The 16182-nt window shown below is 57.9% G+C and carries 10 protein-coding genes; 9 read left to right on the top strand and 1 reads right to left on the bottom strand.

The features are described 5' to 3' along the window. The first annotated feature begins 1 nt into the window (after position 1). The 4 genes from ACR3E6_RS18885 to paaZ all read left to right on the top strand — a co-directional run bounded on the left by ACR3E6_RS18885 (position 2) and on the right by paaZ (position 5193). The gene (locus tag ACR3E6_RS18885) at positions 2–505 is read left to right on the top strand and encodes a TRAP transporter small permease (RefSeq protein WP_152460571.1); all 504 of its coding nucleotides are present in this window, start codon (positions 2–4) and stop codon (positions 503–505) included. Then, a complete protein-coding gene (locus tag ACR3E6_RS18890; protein ID WP_171636504.1) occupies positions 505–1857 on the top strand; it encodes a TRAP transporter large permease in 1353 nt (450 codons plus the stop codon). The genes ACR3E6_RS18885 and ACR3E6_RS18890 overlap by 1 nt, the downstream gene beginning before the upstream one ends. Further along, positions 1857–3044 (top strand): cytochrome P450, encoded by a 1188-nt coding sequence (locus ACR3E6_RS18895; protein WP_480488732.1) that lies wholly within the window; start codon positions 1857–1859, stop codon positions 3042–3044. The genes ACR3E6_RS18890 and ACR3E6_RS18895 overlap by 1 nt, the downstream gene beginning before the upstream one ends. 118 nt (positions 3045–3162) lie before the next feature. After that, complete coding sequence (gene paaZ, locus ACR3E6_RS18900) at positions 3163–5193, top strand: phenylacetic acid degradation bifunctional protein PaaZ (RefSeq protein WP_480488734.1); 2031 nt, start codon at positions 3163–3165, stop codon at positions 5191–5193. A gap of 319 nt (positions 5194–5512) precedes the next feature. On the opposite strand, the gene ACR3E6_RS18905 is transcribed toward paaZ, so the two are convergent. Continuing rightward, entirely contained in the window at positions 5513–5965 is a 453-nt protein-coding gene (locus ACR3E6_RS18905) for an Lrp/AsnC family transcriptional regulator (RefSeq protein WP_171636498.1), read from the bottom strand. 115 nt (positions 5966–6080) lie between these two features. On the opposite strand from ACR3E6_RS18905, the gene ACR3E6_RS18910 reads away from it, so the two are divergent. The 5 genes from ACR3E6_RS18910 (at position 6081) to ACR3E6_RS18930 (ending at position 16165) form a co-directional block, all read left to right on the top strand. After that, positions 6081–7280 carry a methionine gamma-lyase gene (locus ACR3E6_RS18910; RefSeq protein WP_171724612.1) on the top strand — a complete coding sequence of 400 codons (1200 nt, stop codon included), beginning with the start codon at positions 6081–6083 and terminating at the stop codon, positions 7278–7280. A 14-nt stretch (positions 7281–7294) separates the two neighbouring features. After that, positions 7295–9676 (top strand): 1-deoxy-D-xylulose-5-phosphate synthase N-terminal domain-containing protein, encoded by a 2382-nt coding sequence (locus ACR3E6_RS18915; protein ID WP_480488736.1) that lies wholly within the window; start codon positions 7295–7297, stop codon positions 9674–9676. 387 nt (positions 9677–10063) lie between these two features. Next, positions 10064–12040 carry a DEAD/DEAH box helicase gene (locus tag ACR3E6_RS18920; RefSeq protein WP_480488738.1) on the top strand — a complete coding sequence of 659 codons (1977 nt, stop codon included), beginning with the start codon at positions 10064–10066 and terminating at the stop codon, positions 12038–12040. 185 nt (positions 12041–12225) lie between these two features. After that, complete coding sequence (locus tag ACR3E6_RS18925) at positions 12226–14283, top strand: adenylate/guanylate cyclase domain-containing protein (RefSeq protein WP_480488740.1); 2058 nt, start codon at positions 12226–12228, stop codon at positions 14281–14283. A 298-nt stretch (positions 14284–14581) separates the two neighbouring features. Further along, positions 14582–16165 carry an ABC transporter substrate-binding protein gene (locus ACR3E6_RS18930; protein ID WP_171724609.1) on the top strand — a complete coding sequence of 528 codons (1584 nt, stop codon included), beginning with the start codon at positions 14582–14584 and terminating at the stop codon, positions 16163–16165. The last annotated feature ends 17 nt before the right edge of the window (positions 16166–16182 follow it).

The following is a 16182-nucleotide window of genomic DNA, read 5'->3' on the forward strand; positions in this document are numbered from 1 at the left end:
CATGCAATCTATCGTGACCTTCGCGCGTCGCGTCAGTATCATTCCGACGGTGCTGGCCTGTGTGGCGCTGTTCATCCTGATGGTGATGACCTTTTTTGACGTCATCCTGCGCTCAGTCTTCAATGCTCCGATCGAGGCGGCAACCGAACTGACGCGGATTCTGATGGCGATCCTTGTGTTCTCGGTTCTGCCGATGATTTCGGCCGGGAAAGGGCAAATCGCCGTTGACCTGACCGATGGAATTTTTTCCCGCCTGCGGCTGAGCAGGGCACGCGATGCAATTGTCTATCTGGTGTCTGGCATCATGCTGATCTGGCCGATTCAGCGCGTTTGGGTTCTGGCTGAACGTGCACGGGATTACGGGGACGTCACCGAATACCTGTCGATCCCTGTCTTCTATGTCGGCTGGTTCATCGCCGCCTTCACTGCAATAACGGCCGTTGCGATGGTCATCACCGGTCTTTTGCACATTTTTGCCCCCCAAACCTTGTCGGAGCACGCCTGATGACTGCCGCACTGATCGGTTTCGCCCTTGTCCTGGTTCTTGTGTTGGTACGCTTGCCCATTGTGTTTGCGATGGGCCTCGTGGGGACGCTTGGGTTCGCATATGAACGCGGTGGCAGCATCCTGTCCGAGCGCGGGCTGAAGGCCGCCATGTCGATGGTGGGTCGCCAGATTACCGATACGGCACAGGACTATGGCCTTTCGGTCGTGCCACTGTTCATCCTCATGGGTCTGTTCGTGAACAAGGGCGGGCTCGCGCGCGAATTATACGCGGTTTCAAACGCCTTCCTGGGCCACTTCCGAGGTGGTATCGCCATGGCGACGGTTGCCGCATGCGGCGGCTTTTCGGCCATTTGCGGTTCCTCGCTGGCAACGGCTGCGACCATGTCCAAAGTCGCGATGCCCGAGATGCGCCGGTACCGCTACGCGGATGAGTTGTCGACCGCGTCGATTGCCGCCGGTGGCACGCTGGGTATCCTGATCCCACCGTCGGTCATTTTGGTGATCTACGGCCTGTTGACCGAAACATCGATCGGCAAACTCTTCGTTGCGGGCATAATTCCCGGTGTACTTGGTATCCTCTTCTATCTGTTCGCGGTGCGCTGGACCGTTTGGCGCAGGCCCGAGGCCGGCCCCGCCGGTGAACGCCACGGCTGGGGCGAACGCCTGTCGGCCCTGCGCTCGGTCTGGGCGGTGTTGCTGTTGTTCTTCCTGGTGATCGGCGGCTTGTACGGAGTGTTCGATTTCCATCCTTTGAACCTGACCTTCAGCCCGACCGAAGCCGCTGGTATGGGCGCGATGGGGGCGTTCCTGATCGCATTGTCGCGCGGCGGGCTGACCCTTAGATCGACCTTTGAAGTGCTGAAGGAAACCAGCTTCACCGCCGCAGCGCTGTTCTCGGTTCTGATCGGCGCGCAGATCTTCTCGAATTTCATCAACCTGGCCGGTCTGCCCGAAGCGTTGATCGCCTTGGTCACCGCATATGAGGTGGAGCCCTTCGTCGTGATCCTGATGATCCTCGGGATCTACATCATTCTGGGATGCGTCTTTGAATCGCTGTCGATGCTGTTGCTGACGGTTCCGATCTTTTTCCCTCTGGTCACGTCATTGGGATACGATCCGATCTGGTTCGGCATCGTTGTCGTCGTCGTGACCGAGATCAGTTTGATCACGCCGCCCGTGGGTCTGAACGTGTTCATTCTGAAAGGCGTGGTCGGGGACGTATCGACCGGAACAATCTTCAAGGGGGTCACACCGTTCTGGGTGGCAGACATCTTCCGTCTGGCTCTGATCGTTCTGGTGCCGTGGCTGGTTCTGGTCCTTCCCGAACAAATGGGAGCGATGGGTCACTGATGTTCTCTCTGACTGCGCTTTCGGACGGGTTTCATGCGGATCCCTATCCAACCTACGCCGCGTTGCGCGAAGACACGCCCGTCTGCTGGCAGCCCGATGGTTCGGTGGTCCTGTCGCGGTATGACGATCTGGATCTGGTGTACCGGGATACCGAGCGTTTCATTTCGGATAAAAAGGCGGTTTTCGGCCCCAAATACGGTATCGATAGCCCGCTGTACGAACACCATACCACCAGCCTTGTGTTCAACGATCCGCCCCTGCATACCCGCGTCCGCAAGGTCATGGTCGGCGCTATGAACCCACGGGCGCTGGCGCAGATGGAACCGGGCCTGATTGAACTTGTGGATGGGCTGCTGGACGAGATGCAGGCCAAGGGCTCGGTAGAGTTGATCGAGGATTTCGCCGGTGCCATCCCGATCGAGATCATCGGCAACCTGCTTGGCATTCCCAGATCGGAACGTGGCCCTTTGCGGGATTGGTCTTTGGCTATTCTGGGCGCTTTGGAACCCCAATTGACGCCCGAGCAGGAAGAGTGGGGCAACCGGTCGGTATCTGATTTCAAGGACTATCTTCGGCATGTCATCGAAGATCGCCGGGCCATCCCCGGAGATCCTGCGACGGATGTCCTGACACGGTTGATGCAGGATGACACCGACGGTGGCTTGACCGAGGTCGAGCTGTACCAGAACTGCATCTTCATTCTGAACGCAGGGCACGAGACCACCACCAACCTGATCGGCAACGCATTGGAACTGTTGGAACAGCACCGCGACAAGCGGGCCGATCTTCTGGCCAATCCGGATCTGATCAACACGGCAGTGGACGAGTTTCTGCGGCTGGAAAGCCCAAATCAGTTTGGCAATCGTCTGACCACCGAAGATGTAACGTTCCACGGTCAGACCATTCCGGCCGGTACGGACATTCACCTGTGTATCGGCGCGGCCAATCGCGATCCGCGGCAGTTTGAACAACCTAATGAGGTTGTATTGGATCGGCGCCCCAACAAGCATCACGCGTTTGCCGGAGGTCCCCATACCTGCGTCGGCCTGACCCTGGCCCGTATGGAGGGGCGCGTGGCCGTCGGACGGTTTCTTACGCGATTCCCGACCTATCGCATCACTGACGGCGCCGAACGGGGCGGGCGCATCCGGTTTCGGGGTTTCGCGCGACTGCCAGCGCAAGTCTGAGATGTGCGGTTTGGGTGACAATTCGCCAATTTATTGACCGACCGTACGGTTTATATTATGATTTCGTGAGACGGGCATATGGCCGCGCGAAGTTCACACAACAAATGAGGAGACGCTCATGACAATCCAACAGATTTCCAGCTTCGCGGCCGGTGAATGGGTTGCGCCCGGTGCGGGTGCCCGCAATATTACAAGCGCAGTCACCGGCGAGGTGATCGCCACGGCCGGCAATAGCGCGTTGGATGTGCAGGGGATGCTGGACTATGCGCGCAATGTCGGCGGGCCGGCGCTGCGGCAGATGACGTTCCACCAGCGGGCCAAGATGCTCAAGGCGCTGTCCGTTCATTTGGGTCAGCACAAACAGGAAATGTATGACCTGTCTTTCAGCACAGGTGCGACCCAGTCCGACCACTTGATCGACATAGACGGTGGTATCGGCACGATGTTCGTCTTCGCTTCGAAAGGTCGACGCGAGATGCCGGACGGATATGTCTATCTGGACGGTGAGGTCGAGCAGTTGTCGCGCAATGGCACTTTTCTGGGGCAGCACATCTGCACCCCGTTGCATGGGGTGGCGGTTCACATCAACGCGTTCAACTTTCCTGTCTGGGGGATGTTGGAAAAGCTGGCTCCAACCCTTCTGGCAGGCGTTCCGGCCATCGTAAAACCGGCGACGAACTCGTGCTACGTCACCGAACTATGCGTCCGGCTGATGCTGGACTCCGGCATTTTGCCTGCGGGCGCGTTGCAGCTGGTTTCGGGTGGTCTGGGCGATATGCTGGACCGTCTGACCATGCAGGACGTGGTCAGTTTCACCGGATCCGCGGAAACGGCGTCGAAACTGCGTTCCAACCCGGTCATCCTGGAGAATTCTGTTCGTTTCGTAGCCGAGCAGGACAGTCTGAACTGCTCGATCCTGGGCCCTGATGCCGAGCCCGGAACGCCGGAATTCGACCTTTTCGTCAAAGAAGTCCAGCGCGAGATGACCACGAAGGCCGGGCAGAAATGTACGGCGATCCGCCGGATCATTGCCCCAGAGCCTCAGGTGCAGGCGGTGATCGAAGCCCTGTCCGCGCGGTTGGCAAAAACGGTCATCGGCGACCCGCGGCTGAAAACCACACGCATGGGCGCGCTGGTCTCGAACGGTCAGAAACGCGATGTTCTGGAAAAGGCGGCAATCATCGGGCAGGAAGCCGAGCGCGTTTTCGGCAACCCTGACGATTTTCAGGTTGATGGGGCGGATGCCGAGAAAGGCGCGTTCCTGCCGCCGATGTTGTACCACTGTGCCAATCCGGATGCGGCCCGACGCGTCCATGACACCGAGGCTTTTGGCCCGGTCAGCACGGTGATGGGGTATCGCGATCTTGACCATGCGATCGATCTGGCGAACCGCGGGCAGGGGTCGCTGGTGGCATCGGTCATAACTCGTGACGCGGATGTGGCGCGGCAAGTTGCCCTTGGGGCCGGGGTCTATCACGGGCGGCTGTATTTCAACAATCGTGACTCGATGAAGGAATCCACCGGCCACGGCTCTCCTCTGCCGCATATGGTTCACGGCGGACCCGGACGCGCTGGTGGCGGCGAGGAGATGGGCGGTGTGCGTGGCGTGAAGCACTACATGCAGAGGACAGCCATTCAGGGGTCACCCGATTTGCTGACCGCGATCGGGAACAAATGGGTTCCCGGCGCGACCGAGGTCGCAGGGCCAGCCCATCCGTTCACGCGCCGGTTCCACGAGCTGGCGATTGGCGAGACCCTCCACACGGCGCCCCGTACAATCACGATGGAAGACATCGAACACTTTGCCAATTTCACCGGCGATACGTTCTACGCGCATATGGATCAGGCAGCGGCGGAACGGAACCCGTTCTTCCCGGGCCGTGTGGCCCATGGGTATCTGCTTCTGTCATTTGCAGCCGGATTGTTTGTTGAACCGAACGAAGGCCCGGTTCTGGCAAACACGGGTCTTGACGGGTTGCGATTCATGAAGCCCGTCCAGGCGGGTGATACCATCAAGGTGCGGTTGACGGTCAAGGCCAAGACCAAACGGAACGAAGAATACGGCGAAGTCCGCTGGCATGTCACCCTGACCCAACAGGATGATGAAATGGTTGCGGAATATGAGCTTTTGACGATGGTCGCCTACTAGGCCGGGAACCCATTGAATTCGGCAGGTCAGCGTGTTCACGGTTCGAAAAACGAGCGGTGAACATGTCTGATCTTCGGGATGCGTGCCAGAATCCGGGGGCGCAAACAGTGCGGGTTGCCTGCAAAGCACGCTAAGCGGCGCAATCGCGTCAAGATATTGTTCGACAGAATCAAGGGCTGGCGGCGCGCCACGACCCTTTGCGACCGAGGCTCAAAGGTCCTCTCGCCCGCGCCGCCATGAGTTGGCTGTGAAACCTTATCCCGGCGCGCGTTAAACATGCACATCAACCTGAGTTCGCAGATTGGCCGGGCGCGTTCCATCAGGGTGGAAAAACGGCGGTCTTCTTTACCGTTCCATAAACAAAGCTGGTGTCGATCGAAGCAATCCCACCGATCGGGTGAATTCTGTTTCGTATGAATTCTTCATATGCCTCGAGATCCGATACCAACACCCGCAGCTGGTAGTCCATCGCCCCGGTCAGCACGTGGCATTCAAGAACTTCGTCGATCATCCGAACGCGTTTTTCGAAATTCTGTACGTCCGTTTCATTGTGTCGCTCCAACCGGACCCGCACAAAAACGGTAATGCCTATGCCGTATGCGGCGGCGTCCACATCTGCGCTGTAACCCTTTATGATCCCGCGCGCTTCGAGGTTCTTGACCCGGCGCAGACACGGCGACGGAGACAGGTTCACCTCGTCGGCAAGGTCCTGGTTCGTCATGCGCCCGTCCTTTTGCAGCGCCCGAATGATCTGTCTGTCTTTATCGTCCATTTCAACCTTAAAATTGGCAGAATCTGCCAATATAGATCGCTGTCTTGATACTATTTGCAAGCACAAGCCCAAAGTAAAGGTGCAAACTGGCGTCAGCTTGAAACAGGAGCTTGCAATGACTCGTTCAACCGGATTTGCCACCCGCGCCATTCACCACGCTTACAACCCTCTGGAAAATGACGGCGCCCTTACCCCACCGCTGCATTTGACGTCCACGTTTACCTTTGAAACCGCAGAGGCTGGTGGAGAGATGTTCGCCGGTGAACGCGCAGGTCATATCTACAGCCGTATTTCGAACCCCACATGTGACCTTCTGGAACAACGCATTGCGGTGCTTGAAGGGGCCGAGGCCGGACTGGCCCTTTCCAGCGGCATGGGGGCGATCACGGCAGTGCTCTGGACCCTGCTGTCGCCGGGGGACGAAGTCATCGTGGACAAAACGCTCTATGGCTGCACCTTCGCCTTCATGCGCCACGGTCTGGCAAAATGGGGGGTCACGATCACCCATGTCGACATGACAGACCCAGAGAACCTGAAAGCTGCCGTTTCTGACAAAACCCGCGTTGTCTATTTCGAAACTCCGGCCAATCCGAACATGCGCTTGGTGGACATCGCCGCCAGCGCCGAAATTGCGCATTCGGTCGGTGCAACGGCTGTCGTCGACAACACCTATGCCAGCCCCTATCTGACCCGCCCGATCGAGCACGGGGCGGATATCGTTCTGCATTCTGCCACCAAATATCTCGGTGGGCATGGCGACGTGGTCGCTGGTCTGGTTGTCGGCACCGCCGAACAGATCGCCGAAATCCGCCTGGTCGGAATGAAGGATATGACCGGTGCGGTCATGGCCCCTTTCAACGCGATGCTGATCCTGCGTGGTCTAAAAACACTGAACCTGCGTCTGGATCGTCATTGCGCGTCAGCCAAGGTCGTCGCTGATTTCCTCGAGGCGCACCCCGCCGTCGGTGAGGTTTATTTTCCCGGGCTGAAAAGCTTTGCCCAGCATGATGTCGCGCAGCGGCAAATGTCCCAACCCGGCGCCATGATCGCGTTCGAGATCAAGTCCGGCCTGTCCGGTGGGATCGAATTCATGAACCGCCTGAACATGATCCAGCGCGCGGTGTCCTTGGGCGATGCCGAAACGCTGATCCAGCACCCTGCATCCATGACGCATTCGACCTATACCCCGGAAGAACGGGCCGCGCATGGGATCAGCGATGGTTTGATCCGTTTGTCCGTCGGGCTTGAGGATGTCGAAGATATCCTCGCAGACCTGGAGCAAGCTTTGCCGTATCCTGCCCGCAGCGCCGCCTGAATCCGGAGACCGCCATGCACATTGATCCCACTCAGTTGAAGATCGTTGAACAACGTCTGCTATGGTTGTCGCATTGGATGATCCACAATGCCAACCAGATCCGACCAAAGGTGGATGGGATCAAGGTTGGTGGCCATCAGGCGTCGTCTGCTTCGATGGTGTCGATCATGACTGCGCTCTATTTTTCGGCCCTGCGCCCTGAAGACCGGGTGGCGGTCAAACCCCATGCCTCGCCGGTTTTCCATGCGATGCAGTATCTCATGGGCAATCAAACGCGCGAGAAGATGGAAAACTTCCGTGGTTTTGGCGGTGTGCAAAGCTATCCCAGCCGGACCAAGGATATCGACGACGTCGATTTTTCTACCGGGTCTGTGGGTTTGGGTGTCGCGATCACCTCGTTTGCTTCGATCATTCAGGATTACATCAAGGCCAAGCGCTGGGGCTCGGATGCTCCGATGGGGCGGATGGTGGCCCTTGTAGGCGACGCAGAACTGGACGAAGGCAATGTGTACGAGGCTTTGCAGGAAGGCTGGAAGAATGACCTGCGCAATACGTGGTGGATCGTTGACTACAACCGGCAATCCCTGGATGGCATCGTCCGCGAAGGGCTGTTCGAACGGATTGAAAAGATCTTCGATGCGTTCGGTTGGGATGTCGTGCGCGTGAAATATGGGGTTCTGCAACGCGCGGCCTTTGAAGAACCGGGTGGCGATCGCCTGCGCGACTGGATCGATGCGTGCCCCAATCAGGAATATTCGGCTTTGACCTTCATGGGTGGCGCAGTCTGGCGGCAGCGTCTCATGGACGATCTGGGGGATCAGGGGGATGTGACCGCCCTGATCGAACGGCGGACGGATGCAGAGCTGGCTGCCCTGATGGAAAACCTTGGCGGCAATTGCGTCGAGACCATGGCCCGGACATTTGCCGCCATCGATCATGATCGCCCGACCTGTTTCCTGGCCTACACCGTCAAAGGGTGGGGCACCCCCATCGCAGGTCACAAGGACAATCACGGCGGGCTGATGAACAACAGCCAGTTCGCCGCGTGGCAGTCGCATATGGGCGTGCCGAAGGGCGAGGAATGGGAGCCGCTTGCGACAGTGCAGGACCCAGCCGCATTCAAGGATTTTCTGGCAAAGGCACCGTTCTTTGCCAAGGGTCCGCGCCGCTATTTCGATGACAAGCTGGACGTGCCACGGATCGAGGTCGACACCAGCCGTGAAATCTCGACCCAGATGGCGTTTGGCAAGATCCTTGACGATCTGTCAAAAGGTGATGGCCCGTTGACCGAACGCATCGTGACAACCTCTCCGGATGTCACCGGCACGACGAACCTCGGGCCTTGGGTTAACCGGCGCAAGCTGTTTGCCCGATCCATGCAAGCCGATGCCTTCATAGAACATCGGATCCCTTCGACGGCGAAATGGGAGTTCACTCCGGAAGGGCAGCATATCGAGCTTGGTATCGCCGAAATGAACCTGATGCTACTTCTGGGAGCGGCGGGTCTGTCGCATTCCCTGTTTGGCAAACGGTTGATCCCGATCGGCACCGTCTATGACCCCTTTGTCAGTCGCGGCCTCGATGCGCTAAACTATGCCTGTTATCAGGATGCACGCTTTATTCTCGTCGGTACGCCATCGGGCGTGACACTGGCACCTGAAGGCGGAGCGCATCAATCCGTTGGTACCCCCCTGATCGGCATGAGCCAGGACGGGCTGGCCGCATTCGAACCCGCCTTTGCTGATGAACTGGCGGTGATCATGGAATGGGCCTTCGACTATCTGCAACGCGACGGTGAAGGGCAACCGGACGAGCGCACATGGCTGCGCGATGAAACCGGCGGTTCCGTCTATCTGCGTCTGACGACCAACCCGATTGAACAGCCTGGAAAGCGTGTCGACGATGAGTTCCGCCAAGGTGCCATCGATGGGGCCTATTGGTTGCGAAAACCGGGGCCCAATTGCGAAGTTGTAATCGCCTATCAAGGTGCCGTCGCGCCCGAGGCAATCAGGGCCGCCGGTATCATCGGCGAGGGCCGTCGCGATATCGGCGTTCTGGCCGTGACGTCCGCGGATCGGCTGAATGCCGGTTGGACGGCTGCACAACGCGTGCGGTCGCGGGGCAACCCCGCCGCACTTTCCCACATCGAGGCCCTGATGTCTGGCCTGCCGGCGCATTGCAATCTGGTCACCGTGATTGATGGGCATCCTGCAACATTGTCGTGGCTGGGCGCTGTGCGCGGTCATCAGACCATTCCGATGGGGGTCGAACATTTTGGCCAGACAGGAACGATCGGTGATCTCTATCGCCACCACTGCATTGATGCCGATGCCATCATCGAAAAAGTGAATGGTTTGACCCGTGGCAGAGTACTTCTTAGGGCAACAGGGGCTTGAGATCGGGCCAACAAGATCAGGAACGAACCCGCTCGGGCTCTTGTTTGACCCATGTCGCATCGACGACGGTCACGTCATCGAAATGATCGGCAAGATTGTGTGTGTCCGGTGCGTTTCTCCGACGCCCAACGGCAGGCATTTGCCAGCAAGATGTCGAATTGCGTACCCGCGTTGACCCAGGCTTGACGCGGCCCGGCCCTGGCGGTTGCGTCAGGGTCTGACCTGTCAGGGTGTTCCCTTATTGGAAGCTTTTCGGCGAAAATGCCCGTTTTCCCGTCTATACAACCGGGATGGCAGCCGGTAAGGGGCTGTCTTTACCCTTGGATGATCCGCTGATCGCAATTCCGCACAGCGCCTATCACCTGGCCGATACAAAGAACCACCACCGTGAAACAAACCATTGCAGATGCGCTAGCGCGCAAGGGCTATGATACATTGACCCAAGTTCAGCGAGCCGTCACCCAGCCCGAACTGGAAGGGCGCGACATGTTGGTTTCGGCCCAGACCGGATCAGGGAAGACCATTGGGTTTGGTCTGGCGATAGCACACAGGGTGCTGGGCGATGAAGAAACGCTCGGCAAACCCGAAGCGCCGTTGGCGCTGGTTGTCGCACCGACCCGCGAGCTGGCACTTCAGGTGAAACGGGAACTTGGTTGGTTGTATTCCGGAGCGGGAGCGTTTCTGGCCTCGTGCGTTGGGGGCATGGACATTCGGGATGAACGTCGCGCGTTGGCCCGAGGCGCCCATATCGTTGTGGCCACTCCGGGACGACTTCGCGATCATATCAATCGAGGGTCAATCGATCTGACAGCTATCCGAGCGGTTGTCCTGGACGAAGCGGACGAAATGCTGGATCTGGGGTTCCGCGAGGATCTTGAGTTCATCCTTGATGAAACACCCGCAGATCGTCAGACCTTGTTGTTTTCTGCCACTGTGCCACGCGCAATTGCCAATCTGGCCAAGCGGTATCAGCGCGACGCGGTACGTGTGAGCACGGTCGGTGAACAGACCCAGCACGCGGATATCGAGTATCGGGCCATGACGGTGGCGCCGCGTGATGGTGAAAACGCGATAATCAATGTGCTGCGATATTACGAGGCCCCCAATGCCATCGTTTTCTGCAACACCCGAGCAATGGTTTCGCGCCTGACCGCTCGCCTGTCGAACCGGGGGTTTTCTGTCGTGGCCCTGTCCGGTGAGCTGACCCAGAGCGAACGATCCAACGCGTTGCAGGCCATGCGTGATGGACGGGCCCGGGTCTGTGTCGCAACCGATGTTGCGGCCCGCGGCATCGATCTGCCCAACCTTGATCTGGTGGTCCATGCCGAACTGCCCAACAGCCATGAAACACTGCTGCACCGGTCTGGCCGCACAGGTCGCGCCGGGCGCAAGGGCGTCAGCGCCCTGATCGTCGCGCCATCATCGCGAAAAAAGGCAGAGCGCATTCTGAAATTTGCCAAGCTGACAGCAGAATGGGGATCGGCCCCGTCTGCCGACGACGTGAACGAGCGTGACCAGGTTCGGATGCTGGCATCAGAGGACTGGCAGGTAGAGATTACGGAAAGCGAACGGCCGTCTGTTGAAAAACTCATTGCTCGCTTCACGCCCGAACAAATCGCGGCCGCTTACCTCAGGCAATACAAACTGCGCCATTCCGCCCCGGAAGAGCTGTCGGCGGTCGATCAGACCACCCCAAGACCACGGGCATCCTTTGGGCCCGGCGTCTGGTTTTCATTGTCCGAAGGGCGCAATCAGAATGCGTCCCCCCGTCATATGCTGCCGATGATCTGCAAGGCGGGCGATCTGACAAAAGACGACATCGGTGCCATTCGGATTGCCGAGGACGTAACTTATTTCGAAATCAGTGAAGCCAGTGTCGACCGCTTTCTGACCGCCATTGGTCCAGAGATGAAAATCGAAGAAACCAAAGACCTTGTGCGGTTGGATAAAGCACCGGATCTGTCGTCAACCGGTCGGTCCGGTCTCAAAAGTAAGTTCAAAGGCAGACCTACGGGACACAAAAAGGAAAACTCTCCGGCTGAGCGGAAAGCCCACCGCCGCCAATCCAAGCCCGAGGCTCCGCCTGCCCAGACCGTGCCCGCGACCGAAACCCGCCGAGCGTCGGATGACGACGCAAAAAGCCAGTTCAGGGCTTCGGGCGCAAAACCTAAAAAGCGCAAGCCCGACAGCGTCGAGCAAAAGAGGGGTCGTTCCAAACAAGCCGGAGACGCGCCGAAAGGTCCGCCGCCACCGAAGGGCAAGCCAAACAGCAAGAAGAATCGTGCACGCGCGGCGGCCGTCAAATCCGCCAAGGGTGGCAACGCAGTTCCAAAACGTCGCAAACCCGGACCCAAGGGCAGTTGATTTCCGCCACGGACAAGGTTTGTCCTCTGGCCATTGGCAAGTGACCAGGTGCTGTTGATTTCGGTCCCGGCATACACATGTGCTTAACAGTTGCGTGATTTTTAGGGGTTGGAGCAAACTAAGCTTTGCTCTTCTTGCCATCTCAACCGAATACTGTGGTACAGGACATTCTTTTCGGGGTTTTCATGCGGTTCAGTGTCGGCATTGCTGTATCTATGCTGGTCGCCGTATCCATCGGCGTGTCGACCTTTGTTGTTCATTCGCTGTGGTGGACGACCGCGCGTGACAACAGCCGCATGCTTGCCGCTGAGATCAACAGCCAGATTGCAAACGCGGTCCGTATCGAAGTCGGGGCAACCCTCAGATCCGCCGAAGCCGCATGGTCGGCGGTGCGCACGATTTTTGTACAGAATGTCATCGCAACACGGCAGGCCGATAAACGAGAGTTCGTGTTTCTGTCTCAGTTGCAGGCGCAGCCGAATATTTCCTGGATTTTCTTCGGTTGGCCGGACGGCAATTTTTTCGCGTCGCATCGGTTGGGCGACAGCGGGCTTGAGATGATCGAGATCGACAAGGCCATCCGCGACCGGAACCTGCGAACCGATCGATACATTTTTGTTCCCGGGGATATTCAGTTCGAAGAAAGGACCTTTGTTCCGACCTCTTATGATCCTCGCGATCATGCCTGGTTCAACAATTTCATGTCCCTGGACACGATGGGATGGATCGAAGCGCGCGATCTTCCGGGCAGTGACAAGACCGTATACGCATTTGCGGGGCCGATCGATGTCAACCGGGCACGGCAGGGTGTCCTTGCGGTCGCAATAGAAACCGACCGTTTGTCACGCTTTCTGGCGACGCTCGAGCCCGGCGAATTTGGAGCTGCCTTTATTCTGGATGCTGATGGCAAAGTAATTGCCGTTCCCGACGCAAAAGCGGACGAAGTTACACCGGCGCGCATGGGCGAGGGTGAACTGTACGAGGTTGCCAAGATCTCGGGGGAAAAACTGTTGGGCGATCCGGATGGAAAGACAGCGGGCAGTTCGACGAAGCGCGTGGTGATCGATGGCGTCCCCTATGCGGTGGCCCTGACACCTTTGGGTTTTTACGGGTGGCGCGTCGCTACGGTCATTCCGGAGGCGGCGTTTTTGTCGGGTATCAATGCAACCTTGATAGACCTGATCTATATCCTGATCGGGGTCGTGATCGTCTCAACCGCTCTGGCGATCTGGTTGATCCGTCGAATTGTAGCCAATCCTTTGGCGCGCATTGCCGAGGATCTGAGCAAGATCGAACGCTTCGACGTCGAACGCATTCCACGCCGGCCTTCAAACCTTTCCGAGCTTGCCAATCTGTCTGCGGCAACGGCCAGCATGGCAGCAGGATTGTCCGCGTTCAGAAAATACGTGCCGACCGATCTTGTGAAAATGCTGGTCGCTGAAGGCATCAAAACGCAGCCCGGTGGCGACATGAAGCAGATATCCGTATTGTTTTGCGATGTGACCGGATTCACCGGGTTGTCGGAAAAACTCGGCCCCAAAATCATCCAGTTGATGGAGCCCTTTTTCTCTGCGGCCGCAGCTGCCGTCGCGCGCCATGACGGGACGATCGACAAATTCATGGGTGACGCGGTCATGGCGATCTGGGGGGCACCTCGCAAGGATGCTCGCCATGCCGAAAATGCCTGCCGCGCGGCGCTGGATCTTGTCGCGACCGTGGAAGATGCGGGCATCAAAGACGAGGCCGGAAATTCCCTGCGTGTCAGGATCGGGTTGAACAGCGGTGAAGCTCTGGTTGGCAACATTGGGTCAGAGCAGCGGTTGAACTACACGGCGATCGGTGACGTCGTGAATGTGGCCAGCCGATTGGAAGGGGCCAACAAGGAGTATGGTACGCGCATTCTGATCGGTCCCGAGACCCGGCACGAAGCCGCCGATGCAATTGTCGTCCGAGAGCTGGACACGCTCGCGGTCTTTGGCCGGACCGAGGAGCTGGTGGTCTATGAGCTGATTGCGATGGCCGACGGTTTTGAAGGATCCCTTGATTGGATCGAGACCTACGAACAAGGTCTTGCGCATTATCGTTCCGGCCGGTTCGAGCAGGCGATAGCTGCGTTTGAGGCCGCGGACAAAACGCGGGGCGGGGACCCTGTGTCCGTCGCCATGAAGCTGCGCGCAAACAAGCTTTTGACCAACCCTCCCTCGGGGGATTGGCGCGCGGTTACGCATACGAACAAGACGTGAGAGTGCAGGCAATGAGCGCATGCTAACAGCACCCATTAACAGAAAGGTCTGAGTGCCCGGGAGAGGGTTTCGGGTCGTCGTATCGATTTCGCAGCGAAGATGAGAATGAGATCCGGAAATCAGGGTGCAACGGTAGAAAGACTCCTCAAAGATTTCGGCAGAAAGACACTGTTGACATTAGATATTGTATTTTGGATACATTAGGCAGAGGGATCGCGACGACCTATGCTGTCACTGAATGCTCTGGCGACAAAGAGCCATGCGATTGTCTTTCAAAGTCCTTTTCTGGGAGAAAATCATGAACCTCAAACTTCTGGCCGCAACCACTGCGATCGCCCTGACGGGCGCCGTGGCGCAGGCAAATACACTTGTATATTGTTCCGAAGGATCGCCTGAAGGGTTCGATCCTGCGCTGTACACCGCGGGGACGACCTTTGATGCGTCTTCACATCCGATCTACAATCGGTTGCTTGAATTTGAAACGGGCACGACCAATGTGGTCCCCGGCCTGGCCGAAAGTGTCGAGGCCAGCGATGATGGTCTGGAATACACTTTCAAGCTGCGCCAGGGCGTCAAGTTCCACTCGAATGACGCGTTCACGCCGACCCGCGATTTCAACGCGGATGACGTGATTTTCTCCTTCATGCGTCAGAAAGACGAAAACCACCCTTATCATCAAGTGTCAGGCGGAACCTGGGAATATTTCCAGGGTATGGGGATGCCTGATCTGGTCGAGTCCATCGAAAAGATCGACGACTACACGGTGAAATTTACCCTGTCCAAGCCCGAAGCACCGTTTGTCGCCAATATGGCGATGGACTTTGCCTCAATCGTGTCGGCGGAATACGCTGCGGCAATGATGGAAGCCGGTACGCCGGAAAAACTGAATACGGCACCCATCGGCACCGGACCTTTCTCGTTCGTGGCATATCAAAAAGACGCGGTGATCCGTTACGCGGCCAATGATGCGTATTGGAACGACCCGGCGCAGGTCGAAAACCTGATCTTTGCCATCACGCCGGATGCGTCTGTGCGCTATCAAAAGCTGAAAGCAGGCGAATGTCATGTGATGCCCTATCCGAACCCTGCCGACATTCAGGCAATGAAGGATGATCCGGACATCAACATGCTGGAACAAGAGGGCCTGAACGTTGGTTATCTGGCCTACAACACCACCATGGCGCCATTCGACAATCCGAAGGTGCGCAAAGCGCTGAACATGGCGATCGACAAGCAGGCGATCATCGACGTGGTCTTCCAGGGCTCGGGCCAGGTGGCCAAGAACCCGATCCCGCCTACCATGTGGGGCTACAACGACGCCATCGTGGACGATCCCTATGATCCCGAAGCGGCCAAGGCGATGCTTGAGGCCGAAGGTGTTTCGGACCTGTCGATGAAAATCTGGGCCATGCCCGTCCAGCGCCCCTACAACCCCAATGCCCGTCGCATGGCCGAATTGATCCAGGCGGATTTCGCCAAGATCGGTGTGGGCGTCGAAATCGTCTCGTACGAATGGGGTGAATACCTGTCCCGCTCGAAAGAACTGAACCGGGACGGTGCCGTTCTGCTGGGCTGGACCGGGGACAATGGCGACCCGGACAACTTCCTGGCGGTTTTGCTGGGCTGTGACGGGGTCGAAGCATCCAACCGGGCGCAATGGTGCCATCAGCCATTCGAAGACCTGATCCTGAAGGCCAAGCAAAGCACGGATCAGGCCGAGCGGACCAAACTGTATGAAGAAGCGCAGGTTGTGTTCAAAGAGCAGGCTCCGTGGGCAACCATCGCGCATTCGGTCGTTTACATGCCCATGAGCAACAAGGTGCAAGGCTATAAGGTGCACCCTCTGGGCGGTCACATCTTCTATGGTGTGAGCGTCGAATAAACCACCACTCACAAACC

The organism is Ruegeria sp. AL3, from assembly GCF_056536065.1.

What these genes read in the sequence shown, in the direction of transcription:
- ACR3E6_RS18930 (WP_171724609.1), top strand. Translation starts at nt 14,582, where the DNA reads ATGAACCTCAAACTTCTGGCCGCAACCACTGCGATCGCCCTGACGGGC.
- ACR3E6_RS18885 (WP_152460571.1), top strand. Translation starts at nt 2, where the DNA reads ATGCAATCTATCGTGACCTTCGCGCGTCGCGTCAGTATCATTCCGACG.
- paaZ (WP_480488734.1), top strand. Translation starts at nt 3,163, where the DNA reads ATGACAATCCAACAGATTTCCAGCTTCGCGGCCGGTGAATGGGTTGCG.
- ACR3E6_RS18905 (WP_171636498.1), bottom strand. Translation starts at nt 5,965, where the DNA reads ATGGACGATAAAGACAGACAGATCATTCGGGCGCTGCAAAAGGACGGG.
- ACR3E6_RS18895 (WP_480488732.1), top strand. Translation starts at nt 1,857, where the DNA reads ATGTTCTCTCTGACTGCGCTTTCGGACGGGTTTCATGCGGATCCCTAT.
- ACR3E6_RS18910 (WP_171724612.1), top strand. Translation starts at nt 6,081, where the DNA reads ATGACTCGTTCAACCGGATTTGCCACCCGCGCCATTCACCACGCTTAC.
- ACR3E6_RS18890 (WP_171636504.1), top strand. Translation starts at nt 505, where the DNA reads ATGACTGCCGCACTGATCGGTTTCGCCCTTGTCCTGGTTCTTGTGTTG.
- ACR3E6_RS18925 (WP_480488740.1), top strand. Translation starts at nt 12,226, where the DNA reads ATGCGGTTCAGTGTCGGCATTGCTGTATCTATGCTGGTCGCCGTATCC.
- ACR3E6_RS18915 (WP_480488736.1), top strand. Translation starts at nt 7,295, where the DNA reads ATGCACATTGATCCCACTCAGTTGAAGATCGTTGAACAACGTCTGCTA.